This is a genomic window from uncultured Shewanella sp., assembly GCF_947501665.1.
In the GTDB taxonomy this organism is placed as follows: domain Bacteria; phylum Pseudomonadota; class Gammaproteobacteria; order Enterobacterales; family Shewanellaceae; genus Shewanella.
Map to the genome: position 1 here is coordinate 43,091 of NZ_CANMWS010000013.1, position 17,708 is coordinate 60,798.

18 protein-coding genes are annotated in these 17,708 nt (G+C 42.1%); all 18 read right to left on the bottom strand.

Annotated elements, in window-relative coordinates; translation table 11 throughout:
* Position 1 precedes the first annotated feature (1 nt).
* Entirely contained in the window at positions 2–595 is a 594-nt protein-coding gene (locus Q0976_RS11425; RefSeq protein ID WP_299493949.1) for a hypothetical protein, read from the bottom strand.
* Between the two features lie 129 nt (positions 596–724).
* On the bottom strand, positions 725–952 hold the full coding sequence (locus Q0976_RS11430) for a hypothetical protein (protein ID WP_299493950.1): 228 nt from the start codon (positions 950–952) through the stop codon (positions 725–727).
* A gap of 173 nt (positions 953–1,125) precedes the next feature.
* A complete protein-coding gene (locus tag Q0976_RS11435) occupies positions 1,126–3,519 on the bottom strand; it encodes an ABC transporter permease (protein ID WP_299493951.1) in 2,394 nt (797 codons plus the stop codon).
* On the bottom strand, positions 3,513–4,256 hold the full coding sequence (locus Q0976_RS11440; protein ID WP_299493952.1) for an ABC transporter ATP-binding protein: 744 nt from the start codon (positions 4,254–4,256) through the stop codon (positions 3,513–3,515). Before Q0976_RS11440 ends, Q0976_RS11435 begins: the two co-directional genes overlap by 7 nt.
* Positions 4,257–4,324: 68 nt before the next feature.
* A complete protein-coding gene (locus tag Q0976_RS11445; protein ID WP_299493953.1) occupies positions 4,325–5,551 on the bottom strand; it encodes an efflux RND transporter periplasmic adaptor subunit in 1,227 nt (408 codons plus the stop codon).
* Positions 5,552–5,701: 150 nt separating this feature from the next.
* Positions 5,702–7,858, bottom strand: a complete 2,157-nt coding sequence (locus tag Q0976_RS11450; protein ID WP_299493954.1) for a winged helix-turn-helix domain-containing protein — start codon at positions 7,856–7,858, stop codon at positions 5,702–5,704.
* Between the two features lie 153 nt (positions 7,859–8,011).
* Positions 8,012–8,431, bottom strand: coding sequence for a F0F1 ATP synthase subunit epsilon (locus Q0976_RS11455; protein ID WP_299493955.1), 420 nt, complete (start codon positions 8,429–8,431; stop codon positions 8,012–8,014).
* A gap of 39 nt (positions 8,432–8,470) precedes the next feature.
* Positions 8,471–9,859 (bottom strand): F0F1 ATP synthase subunit beta, encoded by a 1,389-nt coding sequence (atpD, locus tag Q0976_RS11460; protein ID WP_298771072.1) that lies wholly within the window; start codon positions 9,857–9,859, stop codon positions 8,471–8,473.
* Positions 9,860–9,894: 35 nt separating this feature from the next.
* On the bottom strand, positions 9,895–10,755 hold the full coding sequence (gene atpG, locus Q0976_RS11465) for a F0F1 ATP synthase subunit gamma (protein ID WP_299493956.1): 861 nt from the start codon (positions 10,753–10,755) through the stop codon (positions 9,895–9,897).
* 49 nt (positions 10,756–10,804) lie between these two features.
* Positions 10,805–12,346 carry a F0F1 ATP synthase subunit alpha gene (gene atpA, locus Q0976_RS11470; protein ID WP_299493957.1) on the bottom strand — a complete coding sequence of 514 codons (1,542 nt, stop codon included), beginning with the start codon at positions 12,344–12,346 and terminating at the stop codon, positions 10,805–10,807.
* 14 nt (positions 12,347–12,360) lie between these two features.
* Positions 12,361–12,894, bottom strand: a complete 534-nt coding sequence (atpH, locus tag Q0976_RS11475; RefSeq protein ID WP_299493958.1) for a F0F1 ATP synthase subunit delta — start codon at positions 12,892–12,894, stop codon at positions 12,361–12,363.
* Positions 12,895–12,909: 15 nt separating this feature from the next.
* Positions 12,910–13,380 (bottom strand): F0F1 ATP synthase subunit B, encoded by a 471-nt coding sequence (atpF, locus tag Q0976_RS11480; RefSeq protein WP_299493959.1) that lies wholly within the window; start codon positions 13,378–13,380, stop codon positions 12,910–12,912.
* Between the two features lie 37 nt (positions 13,381–13,417).
* Entirely contained in the window at positions 13,418–13,669 is a 252-nt protein-coding gene (gene atpE, locus Q0976_RS11485; protein WP_028773422.1) for a F0F1 ATP synthase subunit C, read from the bottom strand.
* 67 nt (positions 13,670–13,736) lie between these two features.
* Complete coding sequence (gene atpB / locus Q0976_RS11490) at positions 13,737–14,534, bottom strand: F0F1 ATP synthase subunit A (RefSeq protein WP_299493960.1); 798 nt, start codon at positions 14,532–14,534, stop codon at positions 13,737–13,739.
* Positions 14,535–14,546: 12 nt separating this feature from the next.
* A complete protein-coding gene (locus Q0976_RS11495) occupies positions 14,547–14,930 on the bottom strand; it encodes an ATP synthase subunit I (protein ID WP_299493961.1) in 384 nt (127 codons plus the stop codon).
* 224 nt (positions 14,931–15,154) lie between these two features.
* A complete protein-coding gene (locus tag Q0976_RS11500; RefSeq protein ID WP_299493962.1) occupies positions 15,155–16,060 on the bottom strand; it encodes a ParB/RepB/Spo0J family partition protein in 906 nt (301 codons plus the stop codon).
* A gap of 9 nt (positions 16,061–16,069) precedes the next feature.
* The gene (locus Q0976_RS11505; RefSeq protein ID WP_299493963.1) at positions 16,070–16,858 is read right to left on the bottom strand and encodes a ParA family protein; all 789 of its coding nucleotides are present in this window, start codon (positions 16,856–16,858) and stop codon (positions 16,070–16,072) included.
* Positions 16,859–16,992: 134 nt separating this feature from the next.
* Positions 16,993–17,616, bottom strand: coding sequence for a 16S rRNA (guanine(527)-N(7))-methyltransferase RsmG (rsmG, locus tag Q0976_RS11510; RefSeq protein WP_299493965.1), 624 nt, complete (start codon positions 17,614–17,616; stop codon positions 16,993–16,995).
* Positions 17,617–17,708: the final 92 nt, after the last annotated feature.

The window sequence follows — 17,708 nt, forward strand, 5'->3', positions numbered from 1 at the left end:
TCTAATATAAACTCACCACTTCCCCGACTTGAGCCCCTTTGGCAATATCTAAACGCACTTTCTGTTTCAAGATGATTTTACCGTCCACCACCGAATCAGCTGAGATCCGTAATAAAGGTAGCGGATTATTAGCATTATCAGCTCGCTTTTCATTACCGATAAGAATACCCCCTTTAATATTCGCACCTTGCTTTAAAATTATATCACCGTTAACCAGTGTGACTTGACCTTCCACCAGCGCTTGCACTAAGGTTATTTTGCCATTCATTGACTGGATATTCCCGCCTACCTTTGATAATGATTTAAGTTTGATATCACCATTGGTACTGTTGATATTTTTCTTCACCATTGCAGCTCTATCAAGACGGATCTCACCATTTTTGACGTCAATTTGGTTGGCACTGGCATTAGCTCCCAACGTCACACCACCGTTAAAACTGGTAATATTGTTGGCTTCTGCGCGATTGGATAGCGTCACTCGACCATTAAACGTCTTAAGGTTATCAACCTTTTCTCCTGAGCTTACATTAATATCACCATTAAATTCCGTTTGATCCGCTGCCATCACCGCTAACGGAAATAAACAGATGCTCATAAGAGTCACCATTTTTTTTGAAAAATTAAGACAGCGCTGCATGATAAATTCCTGTATTCATTTTTGTATAAGTTGTTTTATATGATTAGTTTTGTATTATTGTATTAAAAGGTTTTATAAAAACCTCACTTAGATCCCACCAGCCCACAAAAATGACACCTGATTTAGCCCATTTACATGTTGTTTGCTCAGGTTGGCGGCGACTTCACCTAGCATTGTTTGATAATCGACGTCAGATTCAACTTGCTGGATAAAATGCATTAACTCTACTTGCCGATAACTCCGCTCAGCAACGGGCATCATGGAGCGGGCAGCCTGCAAATAACCATTTAATACACCTTGAATAAGGGGAGTCACTCACGGTTCAGAAATAGTCCAATATAATATCAGCATGGTTTTCCTTAACGCCTTGGCGATAAAAGTCATCCTCATTTAAGGACGACGGGTTAATTTCCATTATTCATCTTTTATGAATGGCACTGCTTATCATTTAACGCTTTACTCATTACACTCTTTATTCATTGCACTTCTTATTCATTTCTGAGGGCTTTAATCGGATCGGTACGTAAGACTTTGGCAATGGGCATAAAACAAGCGAGTGTGGCGAAAATACTTAATAACACTAGCCCCAATAACATTTCGCTCCAATAGATGGCAAAGTGCCACTCGGGGACGGTACGGCTATAACCTAAAGCAAAATACGCAATCGAAAAAGCAAATAAGAAACTCACCGCTAACGGCTGAGCCAATAAGGCTAACTGACTGCGAAGCAAGCGTTTATTATTGGCGCCCATGGCTAAGCGCACACCTAAATCATAACGGCGCATATTGACCATATAACTCACCATACCTGCAATACCCGCGATCACCATGAGTAAGGAGATAAACGACAGTCCACCCGCTAATATGGCACCGAAGCGTTGATCGCGACTGATCTCGCTAAAGTCCTCTTCGATACTGGATAAACGCACGATATCGAGTCTAGGGTCTATTTGTGTCAGCTGGCTGTACACATCACTCAAAGTGAAACCGGCATGCTCGTCACTCACCTGCATTACCAACACATCGGTGCGACGCCCCTCAAACACACTTGGAATGAAAACTTCAGCCACCTCATATCTCGATCGCCCAGGATAATCCGTATTACTCACGATCCCCACAATGGTCATAAAATTCTCTGTCGCATATAGCTTTATTTTTTGCCCTATTGGATTATCATTAAATTGATCCGCTAGTCGCTGACTAATAATCACTGGCGGGAATTCAGATAGCAAATCATCTTGGGTAAAAGCACGGCCCTGAAGCTGCATATCAAATAACGATAATTGTTTATCATCAATAAAACTGGGACGAACGCTGGCTATTTTTATTTCCTGTTCATTCGTTATCGGTTGTTGATTCATGATAAAAGGCACACGAGTATCATTGGCGCGGCTCACAGCTTTAACATTTGTTTGAGCCATAAAGTGTTGGCTAATGGCCCGCTGCAAATTTTTACGTTCCTCTTTATCATCGATAAAGGCATAATTCACTTTTAATGACCATAAATTTGACGTATTGATGTGTGTCGGTCTCAATGTTTCGGTAAGAGTTCCCATTAGCACCTGACTCGTCGCCACTAGCGTTAATACCGAGAACAATAACTGCAATCCTATTAAACTATGACTGACACCACGGCTCAGCTGCTTACCCGTGCCCTTACCGCTGCTTTGCAAGCTCGATAATAAACTGGCCTCATTCACCAGACTCAACTCAATCCAACTAAACAGTAAGGCTATAGCTGTACACATTAAGACGGCGAATAACACGATATTGAAACTAATACTTAAACTGCCAAGCCTGGGTAATACATTACTGCCGACACTTTGGACTAATTCAAAACTTAATTGAGTAAACAATAACGCCAATAACATCGGGACACAGAGTAGAATAACGTTATGCTTTAGGCTTTCTTTAAAAAGTTGTTTACGCTTGGCCCCAAAGGCATAACTGACGGCCAATGATTTCACTCGGCTTATACCACGAGCCACTTGCACATTACCCAAATTAATCAAGGCCATTAAGGTTAATAAAGACGCACCAGCGATTAACATCCATACCAAGCGCACACTGTCACCTCGTAACACTTGAATAAAAGGTTGTACTTGCGCCCCCATTCCATAGTGTTTAGCGACCTCAGGCATATTGATTGCCGCAGCGGCCTGCATTTTATCAATTAAGACCTTTTCCACCGCGTCAAACTCTTGCCCATCAGCAAGCCGCATCACACCTCGAACATTGGAAGTTATACTGTTACTTTCAATCGGATTAAATTGTTCATCCATATCCAGCGGCAACCAAATACCTTCCGATATCTCATCGTCATCCGGTAAGCTCCAATGATCGGACGTCACACCAATCACAGTAAAACGGCGTTCATTCAACTGAATTGACTTGCCGATAATATTCTCGTCACCCGCAAAATACTTCTGCCATGCTCCAAAACTGAGTATGGCAGAAGGTTGTTTATTACCTAGCTGTTCACGATCATCAAAGAAGCGCCCTAATACTGGCTCAACCTTGAGTACTTCAAATAAGTTACTACTGCCAAAAAAAACGGGAACATCGGGACGCGACGGGAGTTCAAGTAACTTATAATCCGACCATGAAAAATACAGAGCAATATCAGCGATACCTTGGCTGGTTTCTTTGACATCTAATAAATTCTTACTGTTCGTCCCTGCACCTCTATTACCACTGTATAAAAAGTTACCTTCATATACATACAGGTTATCACTATCCCCATAAGGTAAAGCTTTAAGCAATACCGTATCCACTATACTGAACACCACAAACACCATAGCCAAGGTCAATGTCAGACTCAGCACCACAGTCGCATAATATTGTTTGGCCTTGAAAATTTGACGCAATGCCGTGTTTAACATGCAAGGCTCTCCTCTTCAATTTGCGCACCCTTTTGTATCGCCTTCTGCGCATTCTTTCTCACATCGGCCTGTACTCTGCCATCAAGCAATTGAATTTGCCTCTGGGCCATTTGTGCATAGCGAGGATCGTGAGTCACTAGAATAATAGTCGTGCCTTGCTTGTTAAGCTCATCCAGTAATGCCATTACGGCATCACCATTCTTTGAATCTAAGTTGCCTGTGGGTTCATCCACCAACATAATACCGGAGTCAGCCGCCAGCGCCCTGGCAATCGATACCCTTTGCTGCTGCCCACCGGAGAGTTGATTGGGAAATAAACCCGCTTTATCGGCCAAGCCAACTAACGCTAAACATTCTTGCGCTCGTGCTTGTCTTTGTGCCTTACTATCACCACGATATTTCAGTGGCAATGCCACATTATCTAACACTGTCTCATCATCGAGTAAGTTGAAGGCTTGAAACACAAAACCAATACGGCGGCTGCGGATCTCGGCGCGCTGATCGCCATTCATACTCGAAACTAATAACCCATCGATATGATACTTCCCAGCATCGGGGGTATCTAATAACCCAAGAATATTCAATAAGGTGGATTTACCACAACCAGATGGGCCTGAAATGGCGACATATTCCCCCTCATGTACGTTAAAATGTATTCCTCTTAAGACCTGCGCCGCTTCCGCTTGTGAGTCAAAGCTTTTTTGAATAGCTTGAATGCGTAATACTTCCTTTTTCATTTTTATACTCCTGCTAATATTGAATGCTGTGGCTTATTCTTAAACTGAATTAACGGCTCAATAATGTCTTAATACGTTAATTGAATTTGAGTGGCATTTGATGCTTTAATCCCCGCAACCACGACTTTATCACCAGGCGTTAACCCAGAGATGACTTCGATACGGTTACCCGAAATTTGCCCAAATTTAACTTCTGTTAATATGCCCGCATCTTCACTCACCAACTTAAACACTGACTTCACCATGTTTTCGCTTACACCTTGTGGCGTATCAATAAAACTCACCTGACTTCGCGACTGACCCAAGATCACGGCATCCACCATTTGCAACGGGCGAATATCAGCGCTCAAATTTTCGGGTAATTGGATGTCGACCCTCACAGCTCCCTTTTCGACCACAGGCGCAATACGAATGACTTTACCCTCAACAAGCCCATGCCGAGTATCAATTTCAGCCATGGCATTTAACTGCACTAAATTGGCTAACATCTGCGGTACACTGATCTCGGCAATGAGTGGTGATAAGCTCCCCACATGCGCCAACTTGTCACCCAAGTTGACACTTTGACCTAATGTCACCGGTAAGTTTTGTAACACCCCTTTCATTCCTGCCTTTACCACCAGTTGATCCAGTTGATATTTTGCATTATTAAAATCGGCTTGGGCTTGTAAAATGACTTCGTCTTGAATGGATAGGTATTCTTGATGGGCTTGCTTTAATTTTTCAAATTTCTGCAATTCAAAGGCGAGCTTCTCTTGTAGTTGTTTCGCATTTAAACGGCCTTTTTTAGCCTCCACAGCAGAGATAATACCGATTTTAGCTAACGGTGCTTCTGCCTCGGCTTGCAAGCTGGCCATCTCCGCATCAGCTTGGTATTGAGATAATTCTGACTGCTGTGCAAGCACTTCACTCTGTTGCTCTAAAATAAGCTTACGCTTTTGCGTTTTACTGTTTTTAAGTTCCCCTAACGCTTGTTGCAGCGCAACTTCTAATTGTGGGTTTTTAAGGGTAATAATTAAGGTATCAGCCTCAACAATCGCACCAGGCTTAAAATGAATGGTATCGACAACGGCCGTTGTCGTTGCGGTAATGGAACGTTGATATAAAGATTGCAATGTCCCATACCCTGTCACTTCTTGAGCGAAATCGCCACTTTGAACTTGGCTGATCTGAATGCTATTGGCAGCAACATAATCCTTATTACCGGAAAAGCCTAATTGCCAACCACTCATGATTAGCATTGCTGAGGTCAAAATTAAGCCACTAAAAACGGTTTTTTGTGTTATCCATCTCATCAATTATTCCTACTCTATATTCACAACCATAAACAGCACTGAAAATGAATTTAGTTCATTCTCGGCGCCACTAAACTATGAATAAATCCCCTTTTTTAGGCTATAACTAAACTATAACTAAGGACATTCTTTGCTATGGACAATGAACAACTAAAAAATAACTTCTTTTATTTCATTGTTTTGAATAGATTTTGAACGGTATATCAATTTATCATCAAGACTTGAAAGTGAGATGCGGGGAAAGAGGTGATAAAATCGATCTTGGCGAGTTTTATGCTGTTTGCTCAGTAAATCAAAGGTATGAATATAACTAAAACGGTAATCAAAATCACTCCAAATCACTTTTGAGCCTTTCACATACCATCGAGTAATAATATCAAAATTAATCTGCTCATTAAGAGGGGTTATTGAGTTATTATCTTTTGACATAGAAAATAACCATCCAGATCCATTTGCTAATATATAATCTTTATTGGTGATGCGTATGGAGCGATAATCAGCCATGAATAATTCAACTTTCATGGTACTTAAATTTAATTTTTGTATTTGCCAACGTCCTCCAATTCTCTCACCATAAAAAACATGGCGTTCCTTTTCAAACACAGAAAAGACTGCATCACTCACAACTTGATGCTGGGCTGTTAAGTAACGAATGGTACTTCTCAACACGCCATATTCAGCTCCACCTTGCTCACTACTCGCTTCATCATTTAAGGTCAAAATCGCTAATCGATTAGCCAATTTTACCAATAAGGTAGAATCATGAGGAGAAAAATGCTGGATTTCTATTTCCTCATTTCCAGTAAAAAACACGCTTTTTTTACCAGTTTGGTCATCATAGAGTGCCAATTCATTTTGCCCCTCGATTTTACTGGTGATCCACTTATGTTGCTTATCAGCATAAAACACCGAATAGACTTCACTGCCCATATCCAAAAAATGAGAAGGCTGACAAGGTTCATTGCAACTGTCAGTGAAATTGATATTTTCTTCCACGTAAAAACGGTTTTGCCGAGACAAATCCTGCTGCAGTAAAGTTAGCTTGTTGCTCCCCACACTTAACCAAGAAAATCGACTCTTATCATCGTTTAAAATAACTTTTTCTGTTTGATTATTCAGATCCAACAATACTAATTGATTAGGGTATAACAGTAATAACTCAGTATTACTTTTCCAATCTATTGGCGGCGTAATATGAGGAAGCATTTTTTGAAAAACCAATTTCTTTGAAGCAAGATCAATGACACTAAGCTCAACTTGTTTATTATTGAGTTCCTTTATCGCAGCGATTTTTTGCTTATCAGGTGACAGCTTCGCCATGGAAAACTCTTCTCCGGTGTTATTCGTCGATAACAATAAATCCAACCCTAAGGTATCAAGATTTAAACGATAATACATGGGAGTATCATTTGCTGTTTTAGATAGCAATACAATGACTTCCCGTTCATGAGATCCAATATGCACATCACCAATAAAATGAAAACCTGCCATTAATGTCGTAGAGGTCACGCCTCTTTTTTTCAGGGACACATTTCTAAGAGAGCTATTACCAGCAATGAGGTCCGAGTAAATAACCTGAGTATTATTCCCCGCAAAGGTTAAAAACGTAGCATTATTAGCATCATATGTTAGCTGATCCACATGACCGCTTTGCTTATCAAGTAAGTAAACTTGATTATCTTGCTCACTTGCTAACTTGCCAGTGAAAGCAATTAAGCTATCATCACTGCTCACTTCCAGGGTGAGTTTTTCTCCGGGAAATGAGGATACCGATATCAGCGCTATCTCATTTTCAGGCACTAAATTATTATCAATGAGCTGCTTAGCACCAATGATGGATAAACTGATCATCAGTAATACTAAGCTTAAAGCAACATAATGACCAAATTGCCATTGCCGTTTTTGAGCTTGGGTTATGATAACAGCTTGCTTTAGCGTTTCACTTCTATTAAGTGATATTTGACTTGGAGTTTGTTTCGGTGACAACTTAACGCTACAGATAAGCTTATAACCACGTTTTGGTACTGATTTTATGTATTTTGGCGCGTTCAGATCTGTGTCATTAAATAATGTCCGTAACTTTTTAATGGCGCTGCGCACAGCAGTATCTGAAACGACTCTATCTGACCACACATTCTCATGTAGTGCCTTAAGCGTCACATATCCTTGGCGACATTGATAGAGGTATAGTAAAAGCTCAAGAACTTTTGGCTCAACAGATAATTCAAACTCATCAAGATATAGCACTTGCTGCTTTAGATCTAATGTAAAGTCTCCGAGTTGTACTCTATTGCATTCCTCTTGCACAGCTCATTCCTCAAAGATGACTTCAGTGCCACAATATTACAAGATAAATCCTCTTTAAGCCAATGTATACAAACAAAAAAGGCGCCAAACGGCGCCCTTCTTTAAGCAGATCATTTACACTGCTATATCAAACATTGTCAGTGAAGAATAACCTTATTTACCTAGGTTTTTCTTGATGGTCTCAACGACACGCAACTGAGCAACCGCTTGTGCGAGCTCCTTTGCAGCAGCTGCATAATTGAAGTCAGCACCAGCATCGGCCATAGTGGCCTCTGCATGACGCTTCGCTTCTTCCGCGGCTTTTTCGTCAATCTCATCAGCACGCATGACCACATCAGCCATGATAGCAACAGATTTAGGTTGTACCTCAAGCAAACCGCCTGAAAGATAAAACACATCTTCTTTGTTATCAAGCCTAGCGATACGTACCATGCCAGGTCTAATGCTTGTCAGCAAAGGTGCATGACCTAACTTAATACCTAGTTCACCTTCGGCGCCAGTTACTTGTAAACTCAGTACCTGATCTCCGAAGATGCTGCTTTCTGCACTTACAACATCAAGTCGTATTGTCATGCCATCACCCTGTTTGCTGTTAAACTGGCCCAAGGCGAGTTACTTTTTATTGGCTTTTTCGACAGCTTCGTCGATAGAGCCAACCATGTAGAACGCTTGCTCTGGAATGTGATCAAACTCACCTTCCAATAGACCTTTAAAGCCACGAATAGTGTCTTTAAGTGAAACGTACTTACCTGGAGAACCAGTAAAGATTTCAGCAACAAAGAATGGCTGAGACAAGAAACGCTCAATCTTACGGGCACGTGCTACGGTTGTCTTATCTTCATCAGATAATTCATCCATACCCAGAATGGCGATGATGTCTTTTAGTTCTTTATAACGTTGTAGTACGGTTTGAACACCGTTTGCAATGTCATAATGCTCTTGGCCAACAACCAAAGGATCAAGCTGACGTGACGTCGAATCCAATGGGTCAACAGCTGGGTAAATACCCAAAGAAGCAATTTGACGTGACAATACTACAGTCGCATCTAAGTGAGCAAATGTGGTTGCTGGTGATGGATCGGTTAAATCATCCGCAGGAACGTAAACGGCTTGAACAGAAGTAATAGACCCTGTTTTAGTCGAAGTAATACGCTCTTGAAGAACACCCATCTCCTCAGCCAATGTTGGCTGATAACCTACTGCTGAAGGCATACGCCCTAGCAGTGCTGATACTTCTGTACCGGCAAGGGTGTAACGATAAATATTATCAACGAATAATAATACGTCACGACCTTCGTCACGGAACTTCTCAGCCATGGTTAAACCAGACAGTGCGACACGTAGACGGTTTCCTGGAGGCTCGTTCATTTGGCCATAAACCATGGCAACTTTGTCGAGTACACCTGAATCTTCCATCTCGTAGTAGAAATCGTTACCCTCACGAGTACGCTCACCTACACCAGCGAAGACTGATAAACCTGAGTGGGCTTTAGCGATGTTGTTAATCAGTTCCATCATGTTAACTGTTTTACCAACACCCGCACCACCAAACAGACCGACTTTACCACCTTTAGCAAACGGACAAACAAGGTCAATAACCTTGATACCTGTTTCTAAAAGCTCAGTAGTGCTTGACTGATCTTCGTATGAAGGCGCCTCACGGTGAATGATATAACGATCTTTTTCACCAATTGGACCCGCTTCATCGATAGGCTCACCCAATACGTTCATGATACGGCCAAGGGTTGCATCCCCAACCGGAACTGAAATTGGTGAACCTGAGTTTTCTACCTCGATACCACGACTCAAACCATCGGATGTACCCATGGCAATGGCACGGACTACGCCGCCACCAAGTTGCTGCTGAACTTCCAGCACCAAGCCTTTACATGGGCTTTCACCAATAATTCTTAGAGCGTCGTATACCTGAGGTACGGCATCTTGTGGAAACTCAACGTCCACAACCGCGCCAATCACTTGGACAACAGTACCTGTGCTCATGATTAATCCTCTAAAACTTGTATTCGTTACCTAGCCTAAACCGCTGCTGCACCTGAAACAATTTCCGACAATTCTTGCGTAATCGCAGCTTGTCGAGCCTTGTTATAAACCAGTTGCAAATCACTAATCATATCACCAGCATTATCGGTTGCTGCCTTCATCGCTACCATACGGGCAGCTTGCTCAGACGCAACATTTTCAACAACACCTTGATAGACTTGAGATTCTACATAACGGACCAATAATGTATCCAAAAGTGCTTTTGGATCTGGCTCGTAAATATAATCCCAATGATGAGCATGCTCATCTTCTTCAGACTTAGGCAAAGGCAGTAGCTGCTCGATCACAGGCGTTTGTGCCATGGTATTCACAAATTTGTTAAATACGATGTACAAACGATCCAGTTTGCCTTCGTTGTAAGCTTCTAACATGGTACGGACTGTGCCAATCAAGTCATCCAGTTTAGGTGAATCACCTAACGCAGATGCTTGGGCCAATACATTACCACCAAAGCTTTTGAAAAACTGAACACTACGAGCACCAATAGGGCAGAAATCAAATTCTACACCTTGCTCTTGCCAGCTTTTCATGTCCGCCATTACCTTTTTGAAAAGGTTAACGTTCAGACCACCACAAAGACCACGGTCAGTTGACACAACAATGTAACCAACCCGCTTAGCTTCTCTCACCTCTAAATAGGGGTGTTTATACTCGAGAGAGCCTTGCGCGACGTGACCAATCACCTTACGCATGGTTTCCGCATATGGACGACTCGCAGCCATGCGATCTTGCGCTTTGCGCATCTTGCTGGCTGCCACCATTTCCATGGCGGAAGTGATCTTCTGAGTGTTTTGAACACTCGCGATCTTACTTTTAATCTCTTTAGCGCCGGCCATCTTTACTCTCCAATCTGGACCAGAGGTGTCTTAGACACCTCATTTGTCATTACCAGGTTTGGGTTGCTACGAACTTGTCGAGGCCAGCCTTCAGTTCACCTTCGATGTCGGCATTATAGTTGCCAGTTTCGTTGATGTTCTTCATTAGGTCAGCATACTCGCTGTTCATGAACGAGAGCAAAGATGCCTCGAAATCAATGACTTTATTCAGCTCAACGCTTTTAAGGTAACCTTTCTCAGCTGCGAAAATAGACACAGCCTGACAAGCGATACTCATAGGCGCATATTGCTTTTGCTTCATTAATTCGGTAACACGCTCACCATGCTCTAATTGAGCACGTGTTGCATCATCAAGATCAGATGCAAATTGTGAGAAGGCCGCAAGCTCTCGATACTGTGCAAGTGCGGTACGAATACCACCAGACAGTTTCTTAATGATCTTACTCTGCGCCGCACCACCAACACGTGAAACAGAAATACCTGGGTTAACCGCTGGACGGAGTCCTGAGTTAAACAAATCTGTTTCAAGGAAGATTTGACCATCAGTAATTGAAATTACGTTAGTCGGTACGAATGCTGAAACGTCACCTGCTTGGGTTTCAATAATCGGCAGCGCGGTAAGTGAACCGGTTTGACCTTTTACTTCACCGTTAGTGAATTTCTCTACATACGCTTCGTTTACGCGTGATGCACGCTCAAGTAAACGAGAATGGAGATAGAAAACATCACCAGGATAAGCTTCACGTCCTGGTGGACGCTTCAATAGCAATGAGATTTGACGATAAGCAACAGCTTGCTTAGACAAATCATCATATACGATTAATGCATCTTCACCGCGGTCGCGGAAGTATTCACCCATTGAACAACCAGAATATGGCGCCAAGAACTGCAATGCAGCGGCTTCTGATGCAGTTGCGACAACAACAATTGTGTTGACTAATGCACCATGCTCTTCTAGTTTGCGTACCACGTTAGCAATGGTTGAGGCTTTTTGCCCAACAGCAACGTACACACATTTAATACCAGAATCTTTCTGATTGATAATGGCATCGATCGCCAATGCAGTTTTACCTGTTTGACGGTCACCAATGACCAATTCACGTTGCCCACGACCAATTGGGATCATGGCATCAACGGTTTTATAACCTGTTTGAACAGGTTGTGATACTGATTTACGCTCAATAACACCTGGGGCTATCACTTCAACAGGAGAGAAACCGTCGTGTTCAACCGCTCCTTTTCCATCGATAGGCTCACCTAAGGTGTTAACGACACGGCCCAGTAGACCACGACCCACTGGTACTTCAAGAATACGGCCAGTGGTTTTAACTTTATCGCCCTCTGCCAATGTGGCATAAGGGCCCATTACGACGGCACCGACACTGTCGCGTTCTAAGTTCAACGCGATAGCAAAACGGTTGCCAGGCAGTTCAATCATCTCACCCTGCATCACATCGGCTAGGCCGTTGATGCGGATGATGCCGTCACTTACTGCAACGATAGTACCTTCGTTGCGAGCTTCACTAACGACTTCAAACTGCTCGATCCGCTGTTTAATCAGATCGCTGATTTCAGTGGAATTCAGTTGCATGCTCAAACTCCCAATTACGACTGCAGCTTATCAGACAGACGCGATATTTTACCGCGGACCGAGCCATCAATGACTAAGTCTCCTGCATGAATGATCACACCCGCAATAAGCGTGGTGTCTATGCTGCAATTCAGCTTAACTTTGCGTGCGAGACGTTTCTCTAAAGAAACACTAATCTCCTGTAGTTGCGTCGAACTCAGCTCAGTGGCAGAAACAATATTCGCTTCTATTTCCTTCGCCCATTCATTACGCAGTTCAACATATAGTTGATACACAGCAGGTAGTACTTCTAAACGACCGTTTTCAGCCATTACCCTGACTAGATTCTGACCTTGCTCATTGAGTTGCTCACCACAAACTCCAATAAAGAGTTCAGCAAGCTTGCTACTGGACAAAGCGCCAGTCAGCAATGGGTGCATTGATTCGTTTTCACTCACCAAAGACATAAAGTTCAGCATTTCTGCCCAACTTTCCACTGCATTTTTATCAATAGCAAAATCAAAAGCAGCCTTTGCGTAAGGACGAGCAATGGTGGTTAATTCAGCCATAACTCAACTCCCTTATCAAATTTCGGCGACAAGTTTATTAACTATGTCGCTATGGGCGGCTTCATCAATCGAACGTTCAAGGATCTTCTCTGTACCAGTGATAACCAGAGAAGCAACCTGCTTACGCAGATCCTCTTTCACGCGATTACGTTCAGCTTCAATTTCTGCTTTACCCTGAGCGATAATATTAGCTCGCTCAGCGTCTGCCTCGGCTTTAGCTTCATCCACAATCTGAGCTTTGCGTTTGTTCGCTTGCTCAATAATGTCATTGGCCTTAACTTTGGCTTCTTTTAGTTGCGCAGTGGCTTTCGCCCGTGCCAACTCTAGGTCTTTTGCTGCATGTTCAGCGTCAGCTAAACCGCCGGCAATCCTTTTTTGGCGCTCTTCGATGGCATTCATCAAAGGTGGCCAAACAAACTTCATGCAGAACCACACGAAGATAATAAAGGCGACCGTCTGACCGATTAGGGTAGCGTTGAAATCCACAACAGCCTCCTATTTAGATTAAAGACAGAAGCGTTTATTACAGCATTGCACCCAATGGGTTAGTAAATAACATGTATAGCGCAATACCCACACCGATCATAGTTACAGCATCCAATAGACCTGCAACAATGAACATTTTAACTTGTAACATAGGCGCCATTTCTGGTTGACGCGCAGCGCCTTCTAAGAACTTGCCACCTAAAAGGCCGAAACCGATAGCAGTACCTAAAGCACCCATACCAATCAACAGAGCAACAGCAATAGCTGTCATGCCTAATACAGTTTCCATCTCTATCTCCAGTATTCTAAATCTTTGTTTAATTAATGATTTAGTTTAAAAAAATCTTCAACTACCCTTAGTGATCTTCATGCGCCATGCTTAAATAAACAATGGTCAACATCATGAAGATAAACGCTTGCAATGTAATAACCAAAATATGGAAGATTAACCACGCTAGCTGTAAACCTACACCTAGTGAAGCTATCGCCCAATTGGCGCTATACATGAGCGCAATAAGGATGAAAATCAACTCACCTGCGTACAAGTTACCAAACAAACGCAATGCCAATGAAATCGGCTTCGCGATCAAGGTGACTGACTCAAGTAACAAGTTGACGGGTATCATTGCCCAGTGGTTAAAGGGCTGTAACGTCAGCTCTTTTACAAAACCTGTCACACCTTTGACTTTAATGCTGTAATACACAACCAGCACAAACACACCTAAGCCTAAGCTGAAAGTAATGTTTACGTCAGTGCTAGGTACAATCTTCATGTATGGAATGCCCGCAGCTGCGGCCAAAGATGGTATCCAATCCACGGGTACCATATCCATGAGATTCATTAAGAAAATCCACACGAAAATTGTTAACGCTAGCGGTGCGATGACAGGATTGCGGCCATGGAAAGTCTCTTTCACGCTGCTGTCAACGAATTCAACAATCATCTCAATAAAACATTGAAGTTTACCGGGAACGCCTGTTGTCGCTTTTTTTCCAACGCTACGAAATATCCATAAAAACAAAACGCCAAGACCAACCGAAAAGAGCAACGAATCAATATGCCATGTCCAGAATCCTTCACCAACCGTTAGGTTAGTCAAATGATGCTGGATATAGCCCTGCGGTGTTACATCACCGGTTGCAGATGCAGACATGATTCATCCCACTTAACTTTGCTTGAAATATAAAGGAGCTGCCCAATGTACAATTAACGCTAATGTGTAACAAACAAAGAGCGGCATAAATACCACCTTCATATAAATAAACACTAACGAAAACATGACAATTGTTAACAGCATCTTTACCGCTTCCCCCCAGTAAAAAGTCTTAATGACCTTTGCTGACGCACTCGCTCCCGTATGGGAAAAAGCGAGGGTTGCGAATACAAAATTAGGAAGCACAGCAATAGCAGCACCTGCTAGAGCAGAATAACCAAACTGGGCTCCCCACATCGCGAAAAAGAAAATTGAAGCAGTTACAGCTACCGCCGCCTGCATCATCACCAACTTGTAGGCTGATCGCCGGCCACGACGCGCTAAAATCTTACTCAACTTACCTCCTCCGCATTAGTACTTTTTGTTATCGAAAATCGAATGATAGTCATTCTTATAAACGCGATGGACAAAAAGCTTGCGAAAGTATACCGTTTCGGCACTTCAAAGCAAGTTTAACTGAATAAAATTGGAGACTTTTAACGTGATCCATGTCAAAAGTCCGAAATGATAAGATTAACAATTGTTACAAAGTTACATAATATAGCGTTAACTTGGCCTTTTTAGCCAATTTTCTCGATAATTCCATCGAGTTCTGCTAAATCTTGGTAATTTATTACCAATTTTCCTTTACCTTTTTTATTATGAGTAATTGACACTTTCGCACCTAAGCGTTCAATTAATTGGTTCTCTAAGCGGTAAACATCATGATCTTTATCCTGCTTATTGACTTTTTCGGTAGGAGTTAGCGTTTTATTCACTAATCGTTCCGTTTCCCGTACTGTCAATTCTTTAGAAACCACCAATCTTGCTAAAATCGTTTGTTCATCGCCTTCAATAGCCAATAAAGCACGGGCATGGCCCATATCAATATCACCATATTCCAACATTTTTTTAACGGCATCATTTAAGCTATTTAATCTAAGTAAATTAGACACAGTTACACGGGATTTTCCTACTGCATCGGCAATTTGTTGATGGGTTAATTCAAACTCATGCAATAATCGATGCAACGCCATCGCTTCTTCCATCGCGTTTAAATCTTCGCGTTGAATATTTTCAATTAATGCAATAGACATAGCCGCTTCATCGGCCACTTGTTTAACAATACAAGGAATGCTTGATAACTCGGCTAATTGAGCTGCGCGCCAACGCCTTTCTCCAGCAATAATTTCATAATTTGTGGCTGAAACCTTTCTCACCACAATAGGCTGAATAATACCTTGATTGCTAATCGACTTTGCGAGTTCTTCCAAGGCTTCAGGTGACATATCTTTTCTGGGTTGATATTGCCCAGGGATTAATAGATCCACATCCAAATTAATCAATGATTCTTGTTGTGTATTGATTTTTTCAATATCATCATGCACCACACTGCCTGATTGAGTATTAGCTGACTGCTCAACACTTTTACTGGTACTTAATAGTGCATCGAGTCCTTTACCTAAACCTCTTTTCTTTTGTGTCATAGTATTCCCTTAAGCTTGCTTGTTGCTCGCTTGATCATCGGCACGACGAATAATTTCCCCAGCTAAAGCAAGATAGGCTTTTGCTCCAGCACTGGATTTTTCATAATACATGGCAGGAGTGCCAAAACTAGGGGCTTCAGCCAAACGGACATTGCGAGGAATAACGGTACGATAAACTTTTTCACCAAAGTGCTGTTTTAACTGATCTGACACATCAGTAGAGAGACGATTACGTGGATCGTACATCGTTCGTAAAATACCTTCGATATGCAAACCAGGATTCACCATACTGCTGAGTTGTTCAATGGTTTCTTTTAAGGATGTTATCCCTTCCAATGCATAATACTCACACTGCATGGGAACTATAACAGAGTCCGCAGCGGACATCGCATTAACAGTCAACATGTTTAAAGAAGGTGGACAATCAATAAAAATAAAATCATATTCATCTTTAATCGGCGCTAATGCGTTACGAAGCCGTACCTCGCGAGCGAAAAAATTCATCAATTTGACTTCTGCAGCAGTCACATCCCCATTGCCCGCAATTAAATCATATTGGCCACTCGTTTCTCGACAAACCACATCATTAAATGGCTTTTCATCCACAAGTAAATCATAAGCAGTGTGCTCTACCTCATACTTATCAATACCACTGCCCATAGTAGCATTCCCTTGCGGATCGAGATCTATCAACAATACTCGACGTTTTGTCGCCGCTAATGACGCAGATAAATTAACGCATGTTGTGGTTTTCCCAACACCGCCTTTCTGGTTGGCTACGGCAATCACTTTTCCCAAAATATCATCCTATCTTTTTACATCGCCTAACTGCAGTCCATATTGTCATCACTGTTGCTATGACTACAGCGGTATTTTTGTACAATTATAAGTACAAATTGCTTGAAGCGGCGGCAGAAAGCAACTGTTCAATACTACTTTTGCTTCACAACGCGTAGCAAATGCCTTTGCTCATCCAATTTAGGAATAGTTAATTCAATCACATTGGTGAGTTCAAACCCATTAGGTAAATTTTCCATCTCTTGGGCTGATAGCTGACCTTTTAGCGCATAAAAGCAACCTGAGTCAGCAGGCAAATGCTCACACCAATGCAACATGTCTTGTATCGAGGCAAATGCACGGCTTAGCACACCATCAAATTTCTCTTCAGGTTGATAGGCTTCCACACGGCTTTCAATAGAACAAATATTATGAATGCCTAAATCAAACTGCACCTGCTTTTGAAAACGAATACGTTTACCTAAACTATCAAGTAAAACAAATTCTTTGTCAGGATTTAAAATGGCCAATGGGATCCCTGGTAACCCAGGACCCGTTCCAACATCAATAAAACGTTGACCTTGTAAATGCTGTGATACCGCTAAACTGTCCATGATATGTTTAATTAACATTTGCTCTGGATCGCGGATCGCCGTTAAATTATAGGCTTTATTCCATTTATTTAGCATTCCAACAAAATCAAGCAATTGTTGTTTTTGTTTTGCCGTCGCACTCAGCCCCATGGCCGCCAAATAATTATCTAATTGTGTTGATAACACAGAATACACCCTCAAAGAACACGCGGATTAATCCATTCAAGACGCTAAGTTTACTATCATTGCTGTATAAATATAAGGAGCAGCCATGAGCT